General features: G+C 46.5%; 24 protein-coding genes. 3 read left to right on the forward strand and 21 right to left on the reverse strand.

The genetic code is table 11. The features are described 5' to 3' along the window. Positions 1-100: 100 nt before the first annotated feature. From VT06_RS14785 to rfbA, 8 genes are all read right to left on the reverse strand, one after another. Positions 101-1,027: a Wzz/FepE/Etk N-terminal domain-containing protein gene (locus tag VT06_RS14785; protein ID WP_046555100.1), complete on the reverse strand. Its 927-nt coding sequence runs from the start codon at positions 1,025-1,027 to the stop codon at positions 101-103. An 8-nt stretch (positions 1,028-1,035) separates the two neighbouring features. After that, positions 1,036-3,693, reverse strand: a complete 2,658-nt coding sequence (locus tag VT06_RS14790; protein ID WP_235357443.1) for an SLBB domain-containing protein — start codon at positions 3,691-3,693, stop codon at positions 1,036-1,038. A gap of 210 nt (positions 3,694-3,903) precedes the next feature. Then, positions 3,904-4,416 (reverse strand): transcription/translation regulatory transformer protein RfaH, encoded by a 513-nt coding sequence (gene rfaH, locus VT06_RS14795; protein ID WP_046555123.1) that lies wholly within the window; start codon positions 4,414-4,416, stop codon positions 3,904-3,906. 6 nt (positions 4,417-4,422) lie between these two features. Further along, entirely contained in the window at positions 4,423-5,769 is a 1,347-nt protein-coding gene (locus VT06_RS14800) for a capsule assembly Wzi family protein (RefSeq protein ID WP_046555101.1), read from the reverse strand. A 102-nt stretch (positions 5,770-5,871) separates the two neighbouring features. Beyond that, positions 5,872-6,903, reverse strand: a complete 1,032-nt coding sequence (rfbB, locus tag VT06_RS14805) for a dTDP-glucose 4,6-dehydratase (RefSeq protein ID WP_046555102.1) — start codon at positions 6,901-6,903, stop codon at positions 5,872-5,874. A 4-nt stretch (positions 6,904-6,907) separates the two neighbouring features. Continuing rightward, entirely contained in the window at positions 6,908-7,786 is an 879-nt protein-coding gene (gene rfbD, locus VT06_RS14810) for a dTDP-4-dehydrorhamnose reductase (RefSeq protein ID WP_046555103.1), read from the reverse strand. 25 nt (positions 7,787-7,811) lie between these two features. Beyond that, a complete protein-coding gene (gene rfbC, locus VT06_RS14815) occupies positions 7,812-8,369 on the reverse strand; it encodes a dTDP-4-dehydrorhamnose 3,5-epimerase (RefSeq protein WP_046555104.1) in 558 nt (185 codons plus the stop codon). Positions 8,370-8,451: 82 nt separating this feature from the next. Continuing rightward, complete coding sequence (gene rfbA, locus VT06_RS14820; protein ID WP_046555105.1) at positions 8,452-9,354, reverse strand: glucose-1-phosphate thymidylyltransferase RfbA; 903 nt, start codon at positions 9,352-9,354, stop codon at positions 8,452-8,454. Between the two features lie 138 nt (positions 9,355-9,492). On the opposite strand from rfbA, the gene VT06_RS14825 reads away from it, so the two are divergent. Then, positions 9,493-10,188, forward strand: coding sequence for a transposase (locus VT06_RS14825; RefSeq protein ID WP_046555106.1), 696 nt, complete (start codon positions 9,493-9,495; stop codon positions 10,186-10,188). Positions 10,189-10,218: 30 nt separating this feature from the next. Here VT06_RS14825 and tviB read toward each other — a convergent pair whose 3' ends face one another. The 13 genes from tviB to ccmA form a co-directional block, all read right to left on the reverse strand. After that, on the reverse strand, positions 10,219-11,496 hold the full coding sequence (gene tviB, locus VT06_RS14830; protein ID WP_046555107.1) for a Vi polysaccharide biosynthesis UDP-N-acetylglucosamine C-6 dehydrogenase TviB: 1,278 nt from the start codon (positions 11,494-11,496) through the stop codon (positions 10,219-10,221). A 16-nt stretch (positions 11,497-11,512) separates the two neighbouring features. Continuing rightward, a complete protein-coding gene (locus VT06_RS14835; protein WP_046555124.1) occupies positions 11,513-12,538 on the reverse strand; it encodes an SDR family oxidoreductase in 1,026 nt (341 codons plus the stop codon). Positions 12,539-12,596: 58 nt separating this feature from the next. After that, the gene (gene wecB, locus VT06_RS14840; protein WP_046555108.1) at positions 12,597-13,730 is read right to left on the reverse strand and encodes a non-hydrolyzing UDP-N-acetylglucosamine 2-epimerase; all 1,134 of its coding nucleotides are present in this window, start codon (positions 13,728-13,730) and stop codon (positions 12,597-12,599) included. 92 nt (positions 13,731-13,822) lie between these two features. Next, positions 13,823-14,632, reverse strand: a complete 810-nt coding sequence (locus VT06_RS14845) for a VacJ family lipoprotein (protein ID WP_046555109.1) — start codon at positions 14,630-14,632, stop codon at positions 13,823-13,825. A gap of 1 nt (position 14,633) precedes the next feature. Then, complete coding sequence (ccmI, locus tag VT06_RS14850) at positions 14,634-15,866, reverse strand: c-type cytochrome biogenesis protein CcmI (RefSeq protein WP_200898001.1); 1,233 nt, start codon at positions 15,864-15,866, stop codon at positions 14,634-14,636. Next, complete coding sequence (locus VT06_RS14855; protein ID WP_046555110.1) at positions 15,863-16,345, reverse strand: cytochrome c-type biogenesis protein; 483 nt, start codon at positions 16,343-16,345, stop codon at positions 15,863-15,865. Before VT06_RS14855 ends, ccmI begins: the two co-directional genes overlap by 4 nt. Then, on the reverse strand, positions 16,342-16,929 hold the full coding sequence (locus tag VT06_RS14860; protein WP_046555111.1) for a DsbE family thiol:disulfide interchange protein: 588 nt from the start codon (positions 16,927-16,929) through the stop codon (positions 16,342-16,344). Before VT06_RS14860 ends, VT06_RS14855 begins: the two co-directional genes overlap by 4 nt. Further along, complete coding sequence (locus tag VT06_RS14865) at positions 16,922-18,901, reverse strand: heme lyase CcmF/NrfE family subunit (RefSeq protein ID WP_046555112.1); 1,980 nt, start codon at positions 18,899-18,901, stop codon at positions 16,922-16,924. The genes VT06_RS14860 and VT06_RS14865 overlap by 8 nt, the downstream gene beginning before the upstream one ends. Before the next feature lie 11 nt (positions 18,902-18,912). Further along, complete coding sequence (gene ccmE, locus VT06_RS14870) at positions 18,913-19,461, reverse strand: cytochrome c maturation protein CcmE (RefSeq protein WP_046555113.1); 549 nt, start codon at positions 19,459-19,461, stop codon at positions 18,913-18,915. Continuing rightward, complete coding sequence (gene ccmD / locus VT06_RS14875) at positions 19,461-19,661, reverse strand: heme exporter protein CcmD (RefSeq protein ID WP_046555114.1); 201 nt, start codon at positions 19,659-19,661, stop codon at positions 19,461-19,463. The genes ccmE and ccmD overlap by 1 nt, the downstream gene beginning before the upstream one ends. Before the next feature lie 2 nt (positions 19,662-19,663). Continuing rightward, positions 19,664-20,395 carry a heme ABC transporter permease gene (locus VT06_RS14880; RefSeq protein WP_046555115.1) on the reverse strand — a complete coding sequence of 244 codons (732 nt, stop codon included), beginning with the start codon at positions 20,393-20,395 and terminating at the stop codon, positions 19,664-19,666. 1 nt (position 20,396) lies between these two features. Then, a complete protein-coding gene (ccmB, locus tag VT06_RS14885; protein WP_046555116.1) occupies positions 20,397-21,059 on the reverse strand; it encodes a heme exporter protein CcmB in 663 nt (220 codons plus the stop codon). Further along, a complete protein-coding gene (gene ccmA, locus VT06_RS14890; protein WP_046555117.1) occupies positions 21,053-21,712 on the reverse strand; it encodes a cytochrome c biogenesis heme-transporting ATPase CcmA in 660 nt (219 codons plus the stop codon). Before ccmA ends, ccmB begins: the two co-directional genes overlap by 7 nt. A 103-nt stretch (positions 21,713-21,815) precedes the next feature. Here ccmA and VT06_RS17615 point away from each other — a divergent pair, with 103 nt between their 5' ends. Continuing rightward, a complete protein-coding gene (locus VT06_RS17615; protein WP_052750296.1) occupies positions 21,816-23,819 on the forward strand; it encodes a flagellar hook-length control protein FliK in 2,004 nt (667 codons plus the stop codon). Between the two features lie 62 nt (positions 23,820-23,881). Further along, positions 23,882-24,208 (forward strand): EscU/YscU/HrcU family type III secretion system export apparatus switch protein, encoded by a 327-nt coding sequence (locus VT06_RS14900; protein WP_046555118.1) that lies wholly within the window; start codon positions 23,882-23,884, stop codon positions 24,206-24,208. The last annotated feature ends 135 nt before the right edge of the window (positions 24,209-24,343 follow it).

A 24,343-nucleotide genomic window follows, 5' to 3' on the forward strand; every position in this document is an offset into this window, starting at 1 on the left:
AAAACTTATCGAAAATTCATTTGCAGGATTTGACAATATCGAAAATGCCATTTTAACAGCTTCAAGACGGGTTGCAAAAACTGTTAGCACTTTCATTAAATTACTTTTTACCCGAAAAATAACGCACTAAAACAAACATCATGCTAAGTAATGAGCCCAACATAAAGGCCAAAACAACAATTAGCGCTCTAGCTGGCTTGGCTTTTCGCTCCGCCACAACCGCTGGATCAACTGTTTTAAACACATATTCTTCCCGCACATTAGCCAGCATTACTGTTTTGGTTTGTTCTTCAATTAAGGCAAACAACATGGCACGAACATCGGCAATATTGGTTTGGTTAATTTGTTCGGTAAGGTAAGCCATACTACTTTTGGCTTCGCTAAGTTCGCGCTGCCGCATTTCATTGTTAATAGCTTGCACTAACCAACTAGCCCATTGCTGCGCTAAGTAAGGGGAATAATGCTCGACTGAAAGGTTTACCATGCCGCTTGTTTTATCCTGCGATACGGCAAACAACTTCAGAAACCCTTCATGTGTTTCTAACACGCTGGGCTTGGGCTGAAACGGCGGCTTAACATCACGAACCCATTGCTGGTTGGTTTCATTATATATATCTGGGTCAATCACCAGGCTATTGTCACTGCGATTCCAGCCCTTTGCTGCCATTATCGGAATAAATAAATCATGCTTTTCAATAAACCGGCCAATAAACTCGCGTGATTTAAGTATTTCAATTGCTAAGCCGGTTTTATCACCACCAGCACCGCCTAGATTAACCCCGGCTAAGGCCGCTAAACCGCCTAGCTGGCCAGGGATTTTCAAGCCACTGATTTCTGATACCGGCGCTAATAACACGTCACTTTTATAAATATTTGGCAGGCTTAAGGCATAAAACACTGCCACTACGGCAAACACAAAAGTAACCGCAATAATAATCCACTTACCCTGCCAGATAGCACTTAATAACTCACGCAAATCGATTTCATCATCAGCAGTTTGTTGCTGTTGTATTACTTGTTCAGTCATCGGTTTCCTTAGAAAGAATTAAGCGCGGCTATCGCTACTGCAGTTTGATAGAAAATTTGGGTGACTTGTGCCCACATACTTAAGTTGTCTTTGTACTCGGTGTCTAGTGGCGCAATAATAGTGTCGCCAGGTTGCAGCCGGGTGCTAGATACCGCAAACCAATTGCTTTGCGGCACAACTACCGAGCCGTCGGCGCGAATAACATACACCCGGTTTTCGTCGGCACGCTTACGCAGGCCACCGGCTAATTTTAGGTATTCATTAAGTGACATAGCCGGGTCAAACCGATGGCTGCTGGCATGTTGTACTTCGCCTAGCACCGTTACCGTATTACTAATGCGCGGTATAGTTAACATATCACCGTCTTGCACCCGTATGCTGTGCTGTGGGCTGCCAGCGATAATACTGTCGAGGTCTATAACCAAACGGCCTACCGGCTTTTGTTGCTCTAACTCGCTTAGCATGGCATTGGCGTCAGTAGCCGGCAGTGTTGGGCCACTGCTACTGGTAAGCGCTTTAGCGGCTATATCTGCCCGCAACTGGCTTATTAACTTTTTCATTTGCTCTGCTTCAGCTTCCTGAATAATTTGCCGGGTAAATACTGCACCATTACTAAACGCATTATTGCTTAAGCCGCCCGCCCTATTTATGATGTCTGCCAAGCTTTCATGCTGTTGAATGGCGTATACCCCGGGAAAGCGCACTTCACCGCGCAGGGTAATGTTACGTTTAATATTCCAGTCTGGCGTTTCAAAAACGTTTAGCGTGTCGCGGCTAATAAGCTGTGGGTTATTCTCGCCGCTAAACACTGCATTAAGGTTTAGCGCTATGTGCTGCGCTTCAACTGCGCCAATAGCGTCATTGTATATAGCCCGGGTAAGCTCGGCCCTATTAGCAAAAGCAGATTGCGCCAGGCCACCGGCGGCGGTAATTAAATCACTTACCTTACCATTTTTTGCTAAGGGGTAACTGCCCGCCACTTTTACATTACCCGTTACAATGGCAATTTGCGGCTGTAAATTAAAACGTGCTTGCTGCTCTAGCTTTGTAAGTAGTGGCGTAAGTAATTCGCTGCGGCTTAAATGTGCGGTAAAGCGTAACAAGCTGCTATCAAGGGTATATTGGCTTGTTATTCGGTTTAGGTGGTATGCAATTTGCTGCTGTTGCTCAATGGTAACAAAGCCATATTCTGTTTCTTGCAGCGCTAAGGCTGCGGGCTCGACTATGCTTTGAACGGTGAGTTTTTTTAATTCGGTATATAACTGCTTACGCTGATAGCCTTCATCGCCATAGGGAAACACCAGCAACATATCGCGGGCCTGTAACGCTAAATTACTGACGCTGCCCGGCGACGTAATAGCCTGACCTAAGTCAAACTGCAGTACTTCAACATTACCGGCGTTGCTTAGCTCGCGTACGATTAATGCGTAATCTAAGTCGGCTACCATATGTACACCCGACCATAAAGACGGTAGTACATCGGCCACGGTTAAACCTGGCTGCCAGGCATATTGGCCAGGGCGGGTAACCGCACCAGCTACTGTTATGCTGCGTTCAATACGTGGCGAGGTAGCGGCAATGGTTAATACGTCGCCATTTTTAGCCTGGGTATTAGCGTCTGCCGGCATGGTTAAATCTAGGGTAAGTAAATCTCGCATATTGTTGCTGTTAAAACGCTGCAACACCACATTACGTGGATAAGCGCCCGCTTTGCTGCCGCCTGCCATTGTTAGTATGTCGGCTAGGGTTTCGTTATTTGCCAGCTCGTAAATAGCCGGCCGCTGTACTTCGCCGTTTACTTCAATAAGGGCCTTAACGGGCTCAACAAACACTACGTCGCCATGTTGTAAGTTAATATCGGTAATATTATTGCCTTGTAACAGCAACTGATATAAATCGACGTTTACCTGAGTTTTACCGCCACGATTAACCTTAATGTTTCGTAAGCTGCCGATATCTGACACCCCACCTGCCACAAATAACGCCTGAGTAACGGTAGTAAGTGCTGACACTGCATAAACGCCAGGCTGCTTGGCTTCGCCGGCAATAATAATATTAATGGTACGTAACTGGCCCATGGTGACCGCAGCGCTAACACCTATTTTGGCGTTTTGCACCCGCTCGGTTATTAACTCACGCGCCTGATTAAAGCGCAGGCCACTAACATTAACCGGGCCAATGTCAGGTAAGTTAATGCTGCCGTCGCGACTAACGGTAAGCTCGTAATCGGTGTTTTCTTTACCAAATAGCTGCAACATTAGGCTGTCATCAGGACCTAAAATATAGCTTTCAGGCACCGGTACATTGGTAACCGGCGCGAAAGTGCTAACGTTATTATCGAACAATGCCAAACCAAAACGCTTAGGTTGCTGGTTTGTCATTGCCTCATTTTGCGGCGCCGGGCGCTCTGAGCGATTATCTGTTTCAGGTTGACGCTGTTGCTGCTGCAAGGTGTCAACCGGTGCTGATACGCTGGTGCTGCCTTTACTGCTGGTAGCTGCGCCAGGTAAATCATAACCATATTGCTTGGCTAAACGCTCTTGTTCGGCCCGTGGCAATTTTTGAAACTGTTCAATCATGGCCGGTGATATTGCCTGAGCAAAAACTGTGGCAGCACTTAACCCCAAAGTTAACGCCAACAAAGTAAGTTGTAAAAATTTAAGCACCCGAAACTCCGTTTTAAAATATAACTGGCCAAATAAGGTTTTACTGTGTTGCTTAATACTTTTAGTGCGTTGGGCACGCTACCGCCATTAGGTTACAGCACCCCAAAGGCTGATAGTAAAATAACGTAGCTGGTTGTTACTTAAAAAGTGGCGGAATTCTACCTTTTTACGCCAAATTAATCGATCACTATTAACAGTTATTCGCAGCCACTAACTGTTTTCAGGCGTATTCTTTTGAATTTGCTGGTTATCCATAGTGGTTTTAACCCACTGCCCCAACAGGTTTAGTAATATAATGCTGCGCTTATCACCTTCGGCCAGCTGATAAACTGCCTGAATGCCGCTGAATGGGCCGTTAATTACCGTAAGCGCATCGCCGGCTTTAAATGGCACATTTTGGTTTTCTTGTTGCTGTAAAATTTGCTGCTGCTGGTTTAAGGCAGTAATAAGGCTGGCGGGCACCTGAGCAAGCTGCATACCGAACCGGACAAAATCGCTAATGCCGCGAGTACTACGAATAGTGCTTAAGTTAAGTTGTTCGCTACCCATTTGTAAAAACAAGTAGCGCGGAAACATTGGCTCGGTAACTTTAAGCTGTTTACCAGCTTTAATTTTATTAATAGTAATAAGCGGTAAAAAGCTGTTAAAACCTTGATTCGCCAAATGTTGCTGCGCCCGTTGCTCTTGTCGGGGTTTGCAATACAATACATACCAGTTATCCATAAGCATTTACCAGCGCCGTTCCCAGCCCACGCCAAGCGCGGGGTTAAATTTAACCTGGTTATTGCGTAAAGCATCGCGACTAAGCTCGGTGTCGACAGTAACTAAACCACTAAATAATGCGGTTTGATACCCCACCGCCAGCTTAGTGCGCTTGTTAGCCGGGATATTAGCCACTAAGGCGGTGTTTTCACTGAAACTAGCCTGACTTAGGTTAGTGTAAATGCTGCTACCGTTGCGATAATGCAGCTCTAGCCCGGCCAGCCAGCGGCTAGCGGCCTGGCCATAAGGTGTGCTGTGTTGCACACTTTGCCAATCTTGCAACTGATCAGCCGTTTTTTTGTATTCAGCTACCAGCAGCGCCTGCACGGTTTGGTTGGCTATAATGTACTCAGCACCGGCTAACCAGCCATATTCACCATTGCTTTTAGTTAGTTCTGCATAGGTGGCAGCATGTTGGCTAATACTGTAGCGGCCATCAACACTTACTGTGTTTATTCTGCTTGGCGCTAAAGTGTAACTAAGGTTGCTTTGCAGGTTATTTGCTGGCACAGCGCTATTAACGCTATACAGTTGTGACATACTTATGCCAACGTCGAGCTGGCTAATGGGCTTACTATTTATTCGGGCCGCCAGTACTTTTGCATGGCGTAATAAGGCACTACCGGGTTGCTCGGCCAGTAACAGCTGCATATTAACCGCACCCAGTGGCTTAAGCACAGCTAACAGCGGCAAAGTACTGTTTAAGCGGCTAATTTGTAATGCTTTAAGTGGCCGGCCACTATTACTAAAGCTAACACTACTGTCGTAAGCCGGGCCCCACCATAATTGCTGCTGCGCAGCACTTAACACCCAATTGCCCAGGGTATAGGCGGCATAACTGCCATCCCAATTGTTGTTGCTGGCAAAACCATTTTGATAATGGCTATTATCGGCAAACGTTTTAGTAACGCCCAGTGCCCAGTTTTTGCCAATGCGCTCACTGCTAATAGCAACAGCGGCTTGCTGCTGGTACTGCCGGCCAAAACCACTAGTGCCTACAGCATCACTGCTGGCCGCCAGGCTTAAGCTATTAATACTGCTTTGCTTGGCAAAATCGGCCGCCGACATTACGCGTAAATAGGCAAACAATTGGCTATCGTTCATGCTGATGGTGTTAATACTGGCTAAGTCGCCAAGCAGTGGTTGCCACATTAACGGGTAAGTATTTATAGGGGTGCGTAAGTAGCCACCATCGGTCAGAATTTTAAGGCTGCTGCGTAAATAACGGTCATTAGTGTCTACCCACGGAGCCGCCTTACTGGCAAAAGCAGTAACGCTGAATAAACATAGTAAAACATAACCTGAAAAACGCATGTAAACGTGCCATCCTGTGCGCAAAAATAAAATATTTCAGCTTTAATACTAAGCAACTGAAATCGGCCGACCCAAACCGGCGTGGATGGTAGCAGACCGTCTTTACCTTGACAAGCAGTATGCCTGTACCGTTTTTAATAAACCACTTTTCGGTGTCTCGACCGGCTGCCAACCAAGCTCGGTTTGTACTTTACTGCAATTAATGGCGTATCGTTTATCGTGTCCGGGGCGCTCTGCTACAAATTGAATAAGCTGCCGATAATGTTGCCTCTTGCTTAGCTGACAAAAACCAGTTGGCACCAGTTCATCTAATATATCGCAAATTTGTGTTACTACTGCCAGGTTTGTTAGCTCATTTAAACCACCTACATTGTAACTTTCGCCAATACGGCCACGCGTTAGTATTAGATAAAGCGCGGCAGCATGATCGCTAACATACAGCCAATCACGTATTTGCAGGCCGTTGCCATATAACGGTATTGGTTTGCCGGCTAAAGCATGACTAATGGTTTTGGGAATAAGCTTTTCACTGTGCTGGCCAGGGCCATAATTATTACTGCAATTGCTAATAACCACCGGTAAGCCGTAGGTGCGATGCCAGGCGCGCACCAGGTGATCAGAACTGGCTTTACTGGCCGAATACGGGCTGCTGGGGGCATACGGAGTGGTTTCGGTAAATAACGCCGTGCTGTTATGCAAATCGCCGTAAACTTCATCGGTTGATATATGCTGAAACCGAAATTGCTGCTGCTGCGCTATCGGCAAGCCAGCATAGTAGTGCCGGGCGGCTTCAAGTAAGGTATAGGTACCCACAATATTGGTTTGTATAAAATTTGCCGGGGCAGTAATGGAGTTATCAACATGGCTTTCTGCCGCCAGGTGCATTATTGCGGCTGGTTTAAATTCAGCAAATAGGCGGTGTAACAAGCCCGCATCGCAAATATCACCTTCTACAAACTGCAACCGGCTATTACGCTTAAAGTGCGCCAGCGCGATTAAATTAGCGGCATAGGTTAGTTTATCTAACACCACTAGCTGATGTGTAGTATTTGCAAGCAGATACTCGACCAAGGCCGTGCCGATAAAACCGGCACCACCGGTGATTAAAATCTTGCTAAAATCACTCTGACCCATTTAATTATTCACTCTGACCCATTTTATTGAGGCAGCTGGCTAGGCTTTGTTGCCAGGGTGGCAAACTAAGGGCCATTTGCTGCAAAAGCTGTTGGCTGTTTAAAGCGCTGTAAGCCGGGCGTGTTGCCGCACCTTGCCACTGTTTGCTTGTTAATGGCGTAATGGCTACTTGCTGCTTACTATGGTTCATAATTTCCTGAGCCAACTGATACCAGCTAGTTTGGCCCTGGCCGGCGCAGTGCAGTAGCTGAGGAGTTGCAAAACGCTCAGCAACATTACCTGCGGTGACGAGTTTAAGGCATAAAGTAGCAAGTTCACGGGCGTATGTTGGGCTGCCTATTTGATCGTCTACCACTTGTAACGGCTGGCCTTGTTGGCTTTTTCGCCAAATACTTCGGACAAAGTTATGGCCAAACTCGCTATATAACCAGCTAGTGCGTAAAATTAGCCCGGCTGGTGCGATGCTTAGCATAGCCTGCTCGCCGGCCAGTTTACTTTGGCCATATTGGTTAATTGGTGCTGTAACATCAGTTTCACGATAAGGAAGTTGCTGCTTGCCGTTAAAAACATAATCGGTACTTATTTGTATTAATAAGGTATGGGTATCGCGGCATAATTGCGCCAACTTTTTTACTGCAGTTGCGTTAATAGCATACGCTAATTCTGGTTGTTGCTCGGCTAAATCGACATTGGTATAAGCAGCACAATTGATGATGGCATAGGGGTTAATTTTTTCTACTAGTGCGGCTATTTGCTGCGGGTTAGTAATATCTGCTTGCTTACTATCTACAAAAGTAAATTGACATTGTGGCCATTGCTTAGCAATAGCAGCAAAGCATTGCCCTAATTGCCCGTTGGCACCGGTAATAAGTAAGTGCATCATTAGTATTTTGCCACTCCTGAACCCATTACCAGCTAAAGCCACTGTTAAGCTGAGCTAAATTAGGCTGCTGCTGATCCTTCGCCGATAATATTAATTGCCTGGCAGCTAACGGCCAGCAAATGCCAAGGTTGGTATCATCATAAGCCAGACCAGCATCATCCGCTGCAGAATAGTAGTTATCTACTTTGTAAATAATGGTGGCATGTGCGCTTAGCACTAAAACACCATGAGCAAAGCCTGGCGGAATAAATAGCTGCTGCTTATTTTCAGCCGTTAATAGTGTTTGCACCGATTGACCAAACCGCGGGCTACCATGGCGGATATCTACCACTACATCGAGTACCTCGCCCTCTACAACCCTTACTAACTTAGCCTGCGCTTGCGGCGGACGCTGGTAATGTAAACCACGCAACACACCAAAACCAGAGCGCGATTCATTCTCTTGCACAAACTGAATATCAGCACCAATCAGCTGCTGAAGCTGTTGCTGACGAAAGCTTTCAAAGAAATACCCACGAGTATCAAGATGAACCTGAGGAGTTATAAGTAAAACTTCAGGCAAACTAAGCGACTTTGCAAGCATGTTAAGCCCTTCTATAATAGTAAAATTAAAAAGGGTCAGAGTGATTTTACGTTAAAAATGTGGAAAATCACTCTGACCCTTTTTATTCACTGGATGCTATGAAACGTAAATAATCACCATACTGATTACCTGCTAATGATTTAGCCAATTCGAGTAATTGTATCTTGTTAATATAACCCATCTCAAAAGCTATTTCTTCTAAGCACGCTACTATCAGGCCTTGTCGTTTTTGAATGGTTTCTATGTAAGCGGAAGCCTCTAATAAGCTCTCATGCGTGCCGGTATCTAACCATGCAAAGCCGCGGCCTAGTTGCTTTAGGTTAAGCCGTTGCTGATTAAGATAAAGCTGGTTTAATTCGGTTATTTCTAGTTCTCCACGTGCAGATGGTGTTAGCAACTTTGCCGTAGCAACAACATCTGCCGGGTAAAAATATAAACCCGTAACGGCAAAATGACTTTTCGGCTGCGTTGGTTTTTCTACTAATGAAGTAACTTGCCCTGCACCGTTAAGCTCTGCTACACCGTAGCGCTCAGGATTGCTTACCCTGTAGCCAAACACTGTTGCTAAGCCCAGCTTAATGTCGGCTATTGCCTGTTGCAAAAGCTGACTAAAACCATGACCGACAAAGATGTTGTCACCTAACACCAAACACGCAGGGCTGCCGGCAAGAAAGTCTTCTGCCAACATAAAAGCCTGGGCAATGCCATCTGCTGAAGGCTGAATACAATAACTAAATTGCAGACCAAAATCACTACCGTCACCGAGCAAGTTCTGAAAAGCGCTTTGGTGCTCGATGGTAGTAATAATGAGGATATCGCGAATACCCGCTAGCATTAGTACCGATATTGGATAGTAGATCATCGGTTTGTCATAAACTGCCAGCAATTGCTTTGAAACACCCCGGGTAATCGGATACAACCTACTGCCGGTGCCCCCTGCCAATACTATGCCTTTAACGTGCTTGTCTGATGTTGTCAAACTCATACGAGTACCTTAAAACAAAATGTTATTTTACCAAAATAAAAAGGGTCAGAGTGATTTTAAAAATCACTCTGACCCTTTTTATTGCATTTAGTATTTATTTAGCTATATTTTAATAAATTTAATTAACAATTATGCAATATGCCGCGTAGAAAGCGATACCTGATTGCCAATATGCCTTACCATGTGGTGCAGCGGGGTCATAATCGAAATAACTGTTTTTATGATGATATTGATAAAGCCTGCTATTTATCGATATTAGAAACACACCTGCCAGCTTTTAAGATTCAGTTACATGCTTTTGTGTTGATGAGTAACCATGTGCACTTGCTGATGACGGCGCAGCAGAATGGCGCAATTTCAAGGTTAATGCAGAATTTAGGACGTGATTATGTACACTATTTTAACAAACGCTATAACCGAGTGGGCACGTTATGGGATGGCCGTTTTAAAGATAGCCTGGTGGATACTGATCAGTATTTTCTTACCTGTCAGCGTTATATTGAGCTAAACCCGGTTCGGGCAAAAATGGTTGACCAACCCGCTGACTATCATTGGTCAAGCTATCATGCAAACGCCAGAGGCATAAACATTAGCGTTGTTACACCGCACAGTGTTTATATAAATTTAGCTGACACGATTGGACAGCGGGTGGCAAACTATAGGGCGCTATTTGAGCATGATGTCTGTGCTGACGATCTTATGAGTATTCGCAGAGCAATTAACCACAACTATCCTTTAGCCAGCGAGAGTTTTATTACATCAATTAGCAACAAATATGATATTGATTTTGGTCGGTGCCACAAAGGCCGGCCTGAAAAGGGTCAGAGTGAATAAATTATTCACTCTGACCCTTTTTCTTAGTAGTTATAGCCTTAAGTCGGCTTCGCTGGCGCTAAGCAGGTATTTTAAATCGTAGAGAATGTGTTGTGGCTTGGCCAGGGCTTTGATGCCTGTGGCGCCCATTTCGCGAAATTGTTTATGGGCTACTGCCAGAATGATCGCGTCGTAACTGCCTGCTGCAGGGCTTGTGACAGGCGTAATGCCGTATTCATGCTCGGCTTCTTTAGCATTAACCCACGGGTCGAATACGTCGGCTTCTACACCGTATTCTTTTAATTCGTTGACGATATCAATAACTTTGGTATTACGAATGTCGGGGCAGTTTTCTTTAAACGTTAAGCCCATTAGTAGCACTTTGGCACCGGCTACGTGAATACGTTTTTTTACCATAGCTTTAACCAGCTCGCTAACTACGTAACGGCCCATGCTGTCGTTTATGCGCCGGCCCGCCAAAATAACTTCCGGGTGGTAACCAATAGACTGGGCTTTATGAGTGAGATAGTAAGGGTCTACGCCAATACAGTGACCACCCACTAAGCCTGGTCGAAATGGCAGAAAATTCCATTTGGTGCCCGCGGCAAGCAGTACCTCTTCGGTATCGATACCGAGTTTATTAAAAATAACGGCTAACTCGTTAATAAGCGCAATGTTTAAGTCTCGCTGGGTGTTTTCAATTACCTTGGCGGCTTCTGCTACCCGAATGCTGCTGGCTTGGTAAGTACCGGCGGTAATGATGCTGGCGTATAACGCGTCTACCTTTGAAGCAATAGCCGGAGTTGAACCCGATGTCACTTTTTTAATGGTGGTGACCCGGTGCTCTTTATCACCTGGGTTTATTCGCTCGGGGCTGTAACCAGCATAAAAATCAACATTGTATTTTAGGCCAGATACCCGCTCAATAACCGGAATACAATCTTCTTCGGTAGCACCAGGGTAAACGGTAGACTCGTATATAACGATATCGCCCGGGCTAATTACTTTACCCAATGTCTCGGAGGCTTTAATTAATGGTGTTAAGTCAGGGCGGCGATGCTCATCAATAGGTGTCGGCACAGTAACAATGTAAATGTTAGCTGATTTTAAATCGTCGATAGCATGGCTAAACTGTAATTTAGCAGAGCTCGCCAGCTCTTCTTTGCTTACTTCCAGCGTGTGATCTGCGCCGCTTTGTAGCTCGGCTACCCGCGCCTGATTAATATCAAAACCCAGCGTGTGATAATGTTTACCAAACTCCACAGCAAGTGGCAGGCCAACATACCCCAGGCCAATAATGGCCAGTTTTACATCTGTTAAAGCTGTCATATCTTTCCTTTTGCCATTATTTGGCTGGCTGGGCAATATACCAGGGCATTGCCACGGCAATACCTTCGTTAATAGTGTGACTAGGCAAATAGCCTAGCATTAGCCTGGCTTTACTAACATCGGCTTGCGAGTGGCGCACGTCCCCGGCCCGAAAATCGGCGTATTGTGGCGCATGCGGATAAGCGATACCATTAGTTGCCAGGGCGCTTTGTATAGCACTAAATAATTGATTTAGCGTGGTTCTGTCACCTACCGCTACGTTAAACACTTCGCTTTGCTCAATATCAGATAATGCGGCACGCAAGTTGGCCTGCACGGCATTATCGACAAAACAGAAATCGCGGCTGGTTTCACCATCGCCGTTAATCACCACTTGCTCACCAGCTATCATGGCGGCTGTCCATTTTGGGATCACGGCGGCGTATGCGCCATTTGGATCTTGACGTGGCCCAAATACATTAAAGTAACGCAAACCAACACAATGAAAACCATAGCTGCGGCTAAATACGTCGGCATATAACTCATTAACATATTTGGTAATAGCGTAAGGCGACAGTGGCTTACCAATATTGGCTTCTACCTTGGGCAGTGCCGGATGGTCGCCATAGGTAGAACTGGACGCGGCGTAAACAAAGCGTTTTACCCCTGCATCACGCGCAGCCACCAGCATCGTTAAAAAGCCACTAATGTTCACTTCATTAGTAGTAAGCGGATCAGCCAGTGAACGGGGTACTGAGCCAAGAGCGGCCTGATGCAGCACATAATCAACCCCAGTTACCGCATCGTTACAGTGCCCGGCATTACGAATATCACCATTGACCAAGCGAAAGCGCTGCCATTGCTCGGGGCTAACCAGGCTTTGCACTTCATCTAAATTACGCTGATGGCCGGTAGCAAAATTATCAAGGCCGGTAACCTGCTGGTTAGCGCTTAATAACGCCTGCAGTAAATTTGAGCCAATAAAACCGGCACAGCCGGTTATTAGCCAACGATGCACGGTAGGGACTGATGCTGAATTGCCGACAATCTGACTAAAATCCATTTTTTCTCCGTCTATATTATCGTTAGCGGTTATTTTATGTGTCAGGATAACACGGCTATTACGCCGATTTAAACTGCTGCTTAATGGCGCTAACAATGCGCTGGCATGCCTGACCATCGCCATAAGGGTTGTGAGCAAAACTCATGCTTTGGTAATAATTACTATCAGTTAATAAGCGACTAACTTGTTCAACAATTTTCTGCCGGTTAGTGCCTACCAATTTAACTGTACCGGCACTAACGGCTTCAGGCCGCTCGGTGGTATCACGCATAACCAATACCGGTTTACCCAGCGACGGTGCCTCTTCCTGAATACCACCAGAGTCGGTTAGTACCACAGTAGCTTTACTCATTAAATAGACAAATGGCAGGTAATCTTGTGGCGGAATAAGATGCACATTGGCGACATCGCTCAACAACCGATATACCGGCTCGCGAACATTAGGGTTTAAATGCACCGGGTAGACCACATCACAATCAGGGAATGCTTTGGCAATGTCGGCCAGTGCCGCACAAATTTGCTCAAAGCCATCACCAAAGCTCTCGCGGCGATGGCCGGTAACCAGAATTAGACGCCGGCCATGCTGGCCAAAGGGAAATTGACTGGCAAAATCACTGCTTAGCTTAGCGTCCTCACTAATTTTTTTGACCACCTGCAATAACGCATCAATAACGGTATTGCCGGTAATCACAATGTCGCTGGCCGCTATATTTTCAGCCAGCAAATTTGCTGCTGAGGTGTCGGTAGGCGCAAAGTGTAACCGCGTTAGTGCACCTGTTAGCTTGCGGTTAGCTTCTTCTGGCCACGGGCTATAAATGTTGCCGGTTCGAAGGCCTGCTTCAACATGGCCTACCGCTATTTTTTCATAATAGCAGGCTAGTGCAGCAGCAAAGGTGGTGCTGGTATCACCATGTACCAACACGATGTCAGGCTGAAAATCGCGCAGCACCGGCTTAATTTTTAATAAGATACTGGTGGTTACGTCGTATAAATCCTGCCCCAACTTCATAATAGCCAAATCGTATTCAGGTTCTATCGCGAACAAGTTAAGCACTTGATCAAGCATTTCACGATGTTGGCCGGTAACACATACCCGGCTGTCGATATCGCTATCTGCTTTTAACAAATTAACCAGCGGCGCCATTTTAATCGCTTCGGGCCGGGTGCCGAAAACACTTAGTACTTTAATCATAACAGTCCTTTGATATTGACTTTTAAATTGACTCTGACCCATTTTAATTAGTTATTAATCAATAAGTAAAAAAAGGGTCAGAGTGATTTTATTTATTGGAATTCGTCGAGATAGTCTAGCAGCTCGTCGTCTAGCTCTTCTTGCTTTGGTTGCGGTGGATTACCGTCGAATATTTTAAATTCCTGACGCTGATAGTAAGACTCTTTAACAAATGAGTAAGGGTCGAGTGAGTCTTCCAACATCTGTTCTACATTCATTAGTTGTTCACGACTGTCCAGGGCGTTAATGGCGAACCGACTTATAGTAAGCGGGGTATTTAATAGCGCTAACGGAAAATACAAACCATCGATTAAGCTGCCAGTTGTGTCGCGGATGGTGGTAGGGCCGCGGCCAGGTAACATTAAGAAGGCACCATCGCCAATGCCCCACACGGCCATGGTTTGATTAAAGTCTTCCTCTGCTGTCGCTAAACCAATTTGGCTGGCGACATCGAACAACCCTAACATGCCGATGGTTGAATTTACTAAAAAACGCCCGGCACTAACGGCAGCATTTCCTGGTTTGCCTTGTAATAAACCATTTAAAAAACTGGCGGGCTCATTCAGGTTTTCAACCACATTAATTAGGCCTTTTCTGGCGGGTTTGGGTACTACTGTCATGTAACCCACTGTGGCTGGCCGTAACAGGTATTTGTCTAGCACGTCGTAATTAAAATCCCAGAGCGGCCGGTTAATTCGCTCCAGTGGATCGCGCGAGTCGACAAAAGGCGCCGCGTTAGTCTGTGCTGCCTCGGCGGCTTCGCGATATTCATTCTGTGGTTGCAGCTGCGGTTTACTAGCGCAGCCACTTATCAGCATGGTTAGTAGCAACGGTATTAGTAGGTGTTGTTTTAAAACGGCCATATCAGGGTTCCAGGTTCAGCGTTACGCTAAGTATTGCTTCATTAAAGGATAATTCTGCCGATTCTACCTGCAGGTCGCCGGGCATTTGTTCTACTGTACCGGCTTGCGACATTCTGGCCACCACCACCACTTGCTCTGCCTGGCTTAACGTCCAATTTGGCTGCATTGCCATTTGCTCAGTTAGTAGCAGCTCTACTGCACCACTGGGTAAGGGCATACGCTGCACGGCTAATGGCAAGTTAGAGCCACCCACGGCTCGGGCGAATAAAAACAAAGTGGCACCGGGGTTGGCTGCGGTTAATGCCGGGCTAACGGTAAGTTGTACCCGAATTTGCCGGCCGCTTACCTCTGCGGTGCCTGAAGTTCCCGGGCTACCCGGGCTGGCAATACCCAGCTCAGCCAGTTTACTGACTACCAGTGGATAGCGGGGATCGGTTTCATCCAGTTGCTCGGCTAATACGCGCCAGGCAGCAGCCGCTTCTGTGGTGTCGCCTTTTTCGTGCGCTACCAGCGCCATTAAGGACATGGCATCTAAATTAGCCGGTTCAGCTAATAAAATTCTGGCTACTGCCTGGCCAGCGCGTGCCAGATTTTCATCGCCGCCCACCACAATTAATGCCTGAGCAAAGTTAAGCAGTAGCGGAATGCGGTTTGGGCTTAACGCCAGGGCTTTTTCAAAGGCTTCTACTGCATCTTCCATTAAACCTTGTGACATCCAAATGCGGCCAAGTAACATCCAGGCAACCGCATCGTCGCCTTCTTTAGCCAGTTTTGTGCGAAGTGCCAGCGCAAATAAGCGGGTTTCGTGCTCAGATAGCGGCTCGCCCTGCCCCAATAGTGCTCGCTCGCCATAACTGGCTAAATTGCTGTTAGCGTGCTGCCAGTCAGCCAGTTCGGTGTAATGGCCATTAAAACGATAAGTAAGCGCTACCATTAACAGCACAGTAACCAATAAGCCTAAATGCCACCACCGTTGCTGTTTGGGCAAACGATAACTGATTACTTGCTGTTGTTGCTGGCTAAATTGCTGCTTTAGCTCGGCAGCAGCGCTAGCAAAATCTTGTTCAGCCAACTCACCGCTATCTCTTGCCAATGCTAATAATTGCAAACGTTCTTCAAATAATTGCAGTGGAGTTTGATTATTGACGTCACTGGCCCGGCGCGGCCAACTGATAATAATGGCGCTTAGTACTAACATCAGCACGGCGACAAACAACAACGGCCACAACATCATTTTTTACTCCGGTATTGATCAATCAATTTATCCAGCTCAGCATCCAGGCTGGCGGGTTGCTCTGAGGCCAATTGCTCTTCAGCTAACGGCTCAGCACCTTGTGCGTTGCGCCGTTTTACCTGCAAGCCTATTAAACCCAGTAATAACAGTAGCGGCGCCAGCCATAATAATAAGGTGTAGCGATTAAGTGGTGGCAAATAGTGCACAAAATTACCATAGCGGTTAATCATATATTCAAGCACCTCATCGCGGCTACTGCCTTGCATGATTAACTCGTAAGATTTTTGCCGCATGTCAACCGACACTATGGCGTTTGAATCAGCAATATTTTGGTTCTGACACTGCGGACAGCGCAGCTCTGCGGTTAGTTGCAAATACAATTGGCGTTGTGTTTCATTTTCAAACGTTAGCACTTCTTCAGTTGCCGCCAGCGGTAAGGCCAGCAACAACAAGGTGACAAACACACTTAGCTTGATCATGGCATAGCTCCGTCTTGTGCACGCCACTGCTGGTAAAGCGGCGCCAATTTATTGCGCCAAACCTGTGGGTTAATATCGCCAATATGATGCGCTCGCACTATGCCGTTACTGTCAATAATAAAGGTTTCTGGTGCGCCACTTACCCCTAAGTCTAGTGCCAGACTGCGCTGTGCATCTAAAATGTTAAATTGGTAGGGGTTGCCGTGTTGTTGCAGTTTATTATTAACGTCAGCTTGTAATTCAGCTAAATCGAAGCGCTCACCTAATAGCGGATCAACCGGCAGCAGGTAATAAAGACCAACTATTTTTACCCCTTGCTGCTTTAACTCGGTCATGTAGCTCAGCTCAGCATTACAGGTTGGACACCAGGTGCCCCAAACATTGAGTAAAAATGTTTCACCCTGCAACTGACCGGGTTGCCACTGCTGCGCCGGGTTCATTAAATCAGGCAAACTAAACGCCGGTAAGGCTTTATTGGTGGTCGCTGACTCGCGTTCCATTGGATCAGAAAACAAACCACTTAATAAAAACAGCACTAAGGTTAGAAACAAAGCCAGCGGTACGTAAAACAGCAACTTACGCATTGGCCAGCTCCGTTGCTTTAGCCGGCGCGGCAGGAATTATTTTACGCCGGTAACGTTTGTCCAGTAGTGCGACAAAGGCGCCCAGTGCCATCAATAAGCCACCCAGCCATATCCAACGCACAAAAGGTTTAACATATAACCGCACTGCCCAGGCATCACCTGGTAGCGCTTCGCCAAGCGACACATATAAATCACGACTTAACCGCCCATGCACAGCGGCCTCAGTCATTACCATGCGTTGAATGGTGTATAAGCGTTTTTCGGCATGTAACTGGGTAATAAGCTGTCCTTTACTGTTATGCACAGCAATCTCGGCGGCTTCACCACCAAAATTAGCGCCCTTTAGCGGGTACACTTCCAATAACGTAAATTGATAACCTGCCAGGCTAATACTGTCATTTACCTGCATACGCACGTCGCGCTCAACACTGTATGTTTTGGTCATCACTACCCCCACTACCAGCACGGCAAAGCCAATGTGAGCGATAGTCATGCCGTAATGACTGGCCTGTAACTTAAATGCCCCTTGGGTTACTGAACCAAACTGGCTCATCCGCTGATACAACTCATACAATGCCGATATACCCACCCAAGCACCCAGTAATAAGCCCATTAAGGCTAAATTTGCCTGAATCGATTGCATGGCCGCCATGGTGCCTAATGCCAATACTAAACTGGCAACGGCAATTAAACTCAGTGGCCCCAGTAAAGGTTTAACTTGCTGCTGTTTCCAGCGCACCCAAGGGCCTAGCCCCAACAATAATGCAAACGGGATAGTAAGATAGTAAAACATCTGGTTGAAAAAGGGCTCTCCAATGGAAATGGAGCCCAGGCCCAACTCTTTGTGAAATAAGGGAAACAATGTGCCTAGAAACACCACAAGTGTTGCGGTAAGTAAAAATACGTTATTGCCCCACAGCATTACTTCGCGGGAAAACAACTGGTAGCGGGCCTGGCTTCTGACCGAGTTCATTCTGCTGGCATACAGTGCCAGAGAGCCACCAATAACCAATAATAAGAACACCAGTAAAAAGATACCGCGATCGGGATCTGATGCAAATGAATGCACCGACACTAACACCCCCGAACGCACTAAAAAGGCACCAACTAAGCTAAGTGAAAAAGCGCCGAGTGCTAACAATACCGTCCACGATTTAAACGTACCACGTTTTTCGGTAACGGCCAGACTATGCAATAACGCTGTACCCACCAGCCAAGGTAAAAATGAGGCATTTTCAACCGGATCCCAGAACCACCAGCCGCCCCAGCCAAGTTCATAATAAGCCCACCAACTGCCTAACATAATACCCAGGGTTAAAAACAACCAGGCAGCCAAAGTCCAGGGACGCGCCCAGCGGGCCCAGGTGCTGTCAAATTTACCACCAATTAACGCGGCTATAGCAAAAGCAAAAGAAACCGCAAAGCCAACATAACCCATGTAAAGTAGTGGCGGATGGATGATCATTCCGAAATCTTGCAGCAACGGGTTAAGATCCATGCCTTCTACCGGATAAAACGGCAAGCTACGAGCAAACGGGTTAGACATAAACAAGGAAAAAGCAATAAAACCTAAATTAATGAGCCCTAAAACGCCTAAAATTCGCCCCTGCATTAACAGTGGCAAGCCTTTAGAAAATAATGACACTGCTGCAGTCCAGCCAGAAAGCATCAAAATCCACAGCACCATAGAGCCTTCGTGAGAGCCAAAACTGGCGGTAATTTGGTAATACCAAGGCAAAATTGAACTGGAATTAGTGGCAACATTAATGACACTAAAGTCGCTGGTTAAAAAAGCATGAATTAACGCCAATTTTGCCAATAAGCAAAAAAGAAATAAACCAATGGCTAGGGGTTTAGCTTGCAATAACGCGCGCTGATTACCACTAAAACTGCCATAAAGTGGCACAAAGGCCAACAACACCGATAGCGCCAATGCAAAGGTCAGCGCTAATTGACCATATTCAGCTATCATTATTATGCCCCTTAATTATCTGGTTGCACTGTCGGTTTTTGATAACCGTCAGCAGCACCATAACCTGCCGCACCGTAAGTAGTGCTAGTAGCAAAATTTGCCTGCGACGGAGGTACATGCCGGATGCCTTTTAACGCTTCAGCAACTTCTGCTGGCATGTATTCTTCATCATGCTTTGCTAATACTTCTGTGGCATGGATTCGATCCGGGGCTAATAAGGTTCCCTGGGCAACGATTCCCTGACCTTCCCGAAACAAATCTGGCAAAATCCCTTCAAATTCAACCCAGACAGATGGACCAATATCCACTAACTGAAAGCGCACTTTTAAGCTTTGGGCGTCACGCGAGACACTGCCCGGCACCACCAGACCACCAATGCGTAAACGCTGGCCGGTAACCGGCTTTACTTTATCTTTTCCCAAACCTTCCACCAGCTGAGTGGGCGTGTAGAATAAATCAATATTTTGCTGCAGCGCATACAGCATGGCGCCAATAGCGCCGCCGATAAGGCTGATAATAACGAGTATTGATAACAGGCGTTTTTGCCGTCTTGGTTGCATTAGACTTGTTGCTCCTGATACTGCTTAACACGTTGTTCACGGGCAATAGTAGCTTTAAGTTGTTGTTTAAACTGACGCTGCTGGTAAATACTGCCGCCAATTAACACAATAAGCAGCAGATAAGTTATACCGAACGCCAGCCAAACAAAAAAGCCATAACCGCCCATAGCCAGAAAATCATTAAACGATTCAAAATACATGCTTAGCCTCCCACTAGCTTTCTAACCCAGGGTCGATGTTGCTCATTCTCTAAAATTGCGGTGCGCAGCCGCAAACAAGTTAACGCCATTAACAACACAGCGAACGCTAAAATACTGATCAATAACGGCCAAAGCATACTAGGATCAATTGCTGGCCTAAACTTAGTTATGCTGGCGCCCTGATGCAGGGTGTTCCACCACTCTACTGAAAAATGAATAATCGGTAAATTTATTACCCCGACTAACGCCAGTAAGCTGGACACCTTAGCGCCAACCTTACGATCACTAAAGGCACCGTCTAACGCCATAACACCAAAGTATAAAAATAACAAAATTAGCTGCGAGGTAAGGCGAGCATCCCATACCCACCAGGCGCCCCACATGGGTTTACCCCACGCCATGCCGGTGATTAAGGCAATAGCGGTATACACGGCACCAATTGGTGCTATAGCTAAAACGGCCCAATGCGCTACCTTTATTTGCCACACCAGGGCCACAAAAGCGGCGCTAGCCATGGCAGCATAAGCGCCCATAGACAAAATAGCGGCGGGCACATGAATATGAATGATCCGATAACTGTCGCCCTGCTGATAATCTGCAGGGGTAAAAGCGATACCCCAGATATTGCCCAGTAACAGCAATACCAAGGCTGTTACCATTAAAAAAGGCAGCAACTTGCCACAAAAATGGTATAACGTTTCACTTTTTGCGTAGGGATCTAACCATTTAAACATATCAACTCACATTAATTCGCAAAGCACTGGTTACCGCCATCGGCACCAGCGCTAAAGCCAATAATAACATGGCCAGCAAAATGGCCAACTGTCCCTGATAACCCAAGCCCATGCTGGCGGCTTCTATGGCGCTGCTAGCAAAAATTAAAAGCGGAATATACAGCGGCAATATCAGTAATGCCAGTAAAATACCGCCTTTATCGGCTGCCATAGTAAGTGAAGAACCCAGCACACTTAACAAGCTAAGCAACGGCGTACCCAGCAGTAATGTTAATGCCATAGCACCTAAAGCGGCTTGTTCCAGCCCAAGCAACAACGCCACCACCGGTGATATAAATAATAATGGCAAACCGGTACTAAGCCAATTAGCAACGATTTTTGCCAATACAAAGGCTAAAAGACTATGTCGCCCGGCAACTAATTGCTCAATAACACCGTTACGATAATCGTCTTTAAATAAGCGCTCTGCTGCTAACAACACACTTAGCAGTGCCGCAATCCATACTATACCTGGTGCAATAATACGTAACATATTGGGCTCTGGCCCAATGCCCAGTGGGAACAAACTTAACACGATAATAAAAAACAAGATGGGATTTAGCCAGTCTGCTTTCTGCCGGGCCAGCAAACGCAGTTCTCGCTGTAGAAATACGCCAGTTACCATCGGTAGGCTATCTCCAGTTGGACTAATGCCGGAAAATGTAAAGTAAGACGTTGGTGAGTGGTTAGGATAATGGCGCCGTTATTACTAAGGTGATGCAGCATTTGTTGCTGCAGTAATGCAATAGCACTTTGATCAAGCGCGGTAAAAGGCTCATCCAGGATCCAGATTTGCGCCGGAGTTAACCACAGCCTAGCCAGTGAGACACGGCGCTGTTGTCCGGCAGATAACATTCTGCAAGGAACATCTTCCAGGCCTGCCAGGCCAAGCTGCGCCAATACTGCCCAGTCATCTGCTAGTTTCAGGCCCGATGCTGCACGCCAAAAAGCGAGATTTTCCAGCGCCGTTAATTGCTCATGTATACCGCTGTGATGGCCGATATAGCATAAGTTGCCACAATACACTGGCAAGCTGTGCTGCAATAGCTTAGCCTGATAATAAAGCTGGCCATCATCTGGCTGAGCTAAACCGGCTAAAATACGCAATAGCGAGCTTTTACCTGCGCCATTTTTACCCATAACGTGCAATAACTGTCCCGGGTAAAGCTGTAATGACAAATCAGCAAACAGCAGCCGATCCTGACGAATACAACTTAGGTCAGTACCCTGCAATAAAGGCCCGTTGGGGCTGGCGGGACTAGGCGGCGTTTTGTTCACTTGCCTCGGTATCGACTGCGATTAAAATTGCGCGCATAGTAGCATACTGCGGCCGGAAAACGAATTAGATCCGTTGCTTGCAGGGTGATTAATCAGGAGAAATATGAGCCAGATCAATCTGGATAAGTTACTGCAAACCCCGCCAAGCCGTGCTGGCAATAATGCGGGCGCAAGCGCGCCAGAATTAAAACTGTTGGTGGGCGAACTTTACAACGCCCGTTTGCAAATGTTACCGGGTAGCAGCCAACTGCAACTTAACACGCCACAAGGCGCATTAACCTTAAACTTGCCTACACCGCAAGGCCAGCAAATTAACCAGCAGTTTGGCCAGCAATTACAGGTTAAACTTAGCCCGGCGGCCAATAACCAGCTTAGTTTACTCTTGCAAACCCCACCAGCAACGGTAAGCCGCATTAGCCTGAATCAGGCCCAGTTACCGGCCATTCTCAGCCAGTGGTTAAGTCAGCAACTACCGCAGCTAAGCAGCGCATTAACAAACCCGGCACTACTTAATGGCCAGGCTGAAACACCAACTCAGCAACAAGCCGCAGCGCAACAACCGCTTAAAACAAGCAATAATGTGCTTAATCAGACCAACGCTGTAACATTACCAATAATACTTAATACTAAGAGCGGCCAGCTGCAGTTAGCCAATACAGCAGGCAATAACCTACTGCTATTGACGCTAACCGGCAAAGAGTTGGCGACAATACAACAGTTAACGCAGCAGGCTGTAAACCTGAGCGCTCAGCCGTCAAAAACCGCTCAGTCTGCTGAGGGTAAAATAGCCATGTTGCTAAAACTTGAATTTAATAAGCCTAATCAACGTTTGCAACTGCAGGTGCAACTGCCTATGCCAGCAACAACTCAGCCGCTGGTATTAACTGCAACCAGTCAGCAACAGCTGTTACAGGCATTATTAAACTTGTTACCGCCCATTCGGGCCACGGCTGCGGTTACAGGCGGGACTGCTCCCACTACTATTACTTTAGGTGGGCTTAATATTGCCATACCCGCCACATTATTGGCCAACGTGGTCAATAACGCTGCTAATGCCAACACACCACTTTTATTACAATTACAGCCGCCAACCACAAAAAACAATCAGTGGCAGTTACTGATGCAGCCAGTACCGCAAACCCAGCAAATAACGCTGGAGCAAAGCCAGGCGAACCGTCTGCTGCAGTGGCAATCGACCACTACTGGCAGTGGTGGTTTACCCTTACCAGGCCAGACAATAACTAACTCGGCTGTGCTGCAAAACCAGCAGCCAGGCTTTACTACTTTGGCGCCGGAAACAAAGGCACAAGCCTGGCGTAATTTATTACCCTTGCTGGCGCAACCCTTAATGCAAAGCAACAACTTACCGAACCTACCGGCACCTTTACAGCAATTACTTAGCCAAATTCAACAAAGCTTACCGGAGGTCAGTAAACCATTGGCTGCGCCGGCTTTAGCCGCCCAGCTAAATGCCCTACTGCAGTTTCAGCCGCTGCAAAGCCAACCTAATTTGCAAACGTCAGGTGGCACGCTGGCACTAGCTATTCAATTATTGCTAGGTCATTTAAGCCAAAAGCAGCTATCACCAGCACAAAACGCTAGCGGTAACCGACTTAGCCAGTTAGTCTCGCAACTTGATCAATCTCAGGCGGGTACGGCACTACGCCAATTAGCCAGTTTAAGCAGCCCAATACAGCAAAGCCAGTTAGCTACACTGGATGCACAAAGCCAGGTACAACAATGGTTGTTACAATTGCCGTTGCAGCAACAGGGCCAAACTATTCTGCCGCAATTATTGCTAGAACAACGCGAAGCTGACGCTAAAAGCGGCGATACCGGGAAAAAGCAATGGCAACTGACCATGAAGTTTGACTTGCAACAATATGGCAAGCTGCTGGTGGTTGCGAAACTGCAAGAACAAGACTTACAACTGCAGTTTTATACTGATCATAATCAGGCTCTGCGGCTGGCACAAAAATTTCTGCCATTATTAAAAGATCGCTGTTTAGCGCAAGGGTTAACCGTGAGTAAAGCAGACTGTCAGTTAGGTAAAATTCCTGATAGCCTGCTACCACGCCATAACAGCCTGCTAACGGTAAAAGTATAACGACATGTCTTTACAAAAAGACGCTTACAAATGAGCATATTAACATCAGGAGCAATTAGCTAATGTCAGAGCAGAACAATGCGCCCACAAAGCCTGCTCATAAAAGTGCAACCGCGTTAAAATATGATGGAAAATCGGCACCGACCATCGTTGCAAAAGGCCATGGCGAACTTGCTGACGATATTATTGCACTGGCCAGAGAGCATGGGGTGTTGATCCATCAGGATGATGAGCTAAACCGACTGCTCGGTCAGCTACAATTAGGCGATAATATTCCAAAAGAGTTGTACGTTGTTATTGCCGAGCTTATTGCCTTTTCTTATGTGCTACAGGGTAAATTTCCTGAGCAATGGCAAAATATTCACCAGCGAATTGATTTAAAAACCTAGCAATACTAAAAGGGGTCAAATAAAAAGGGTCAGAGTCTGAGAGATCCCCACGAATTTAGGCATTTTAAAAACTCGCTTGCGGATCATCAATCAATGTTCGTAATTTATCAATCGCTGCTTGCCAGTGCTTTTTTA

Origin of the sequence: Arsukibacterium sp. MJ3 (assembly GCF_000987765.1) — a bacterium.
Taxonomy (GTDB): domain Bacteria; phylum Pseudomonadota; class Gammaproteobacteria; order Enterobacterales; family Alteromonadaceae; genus Alishewanella.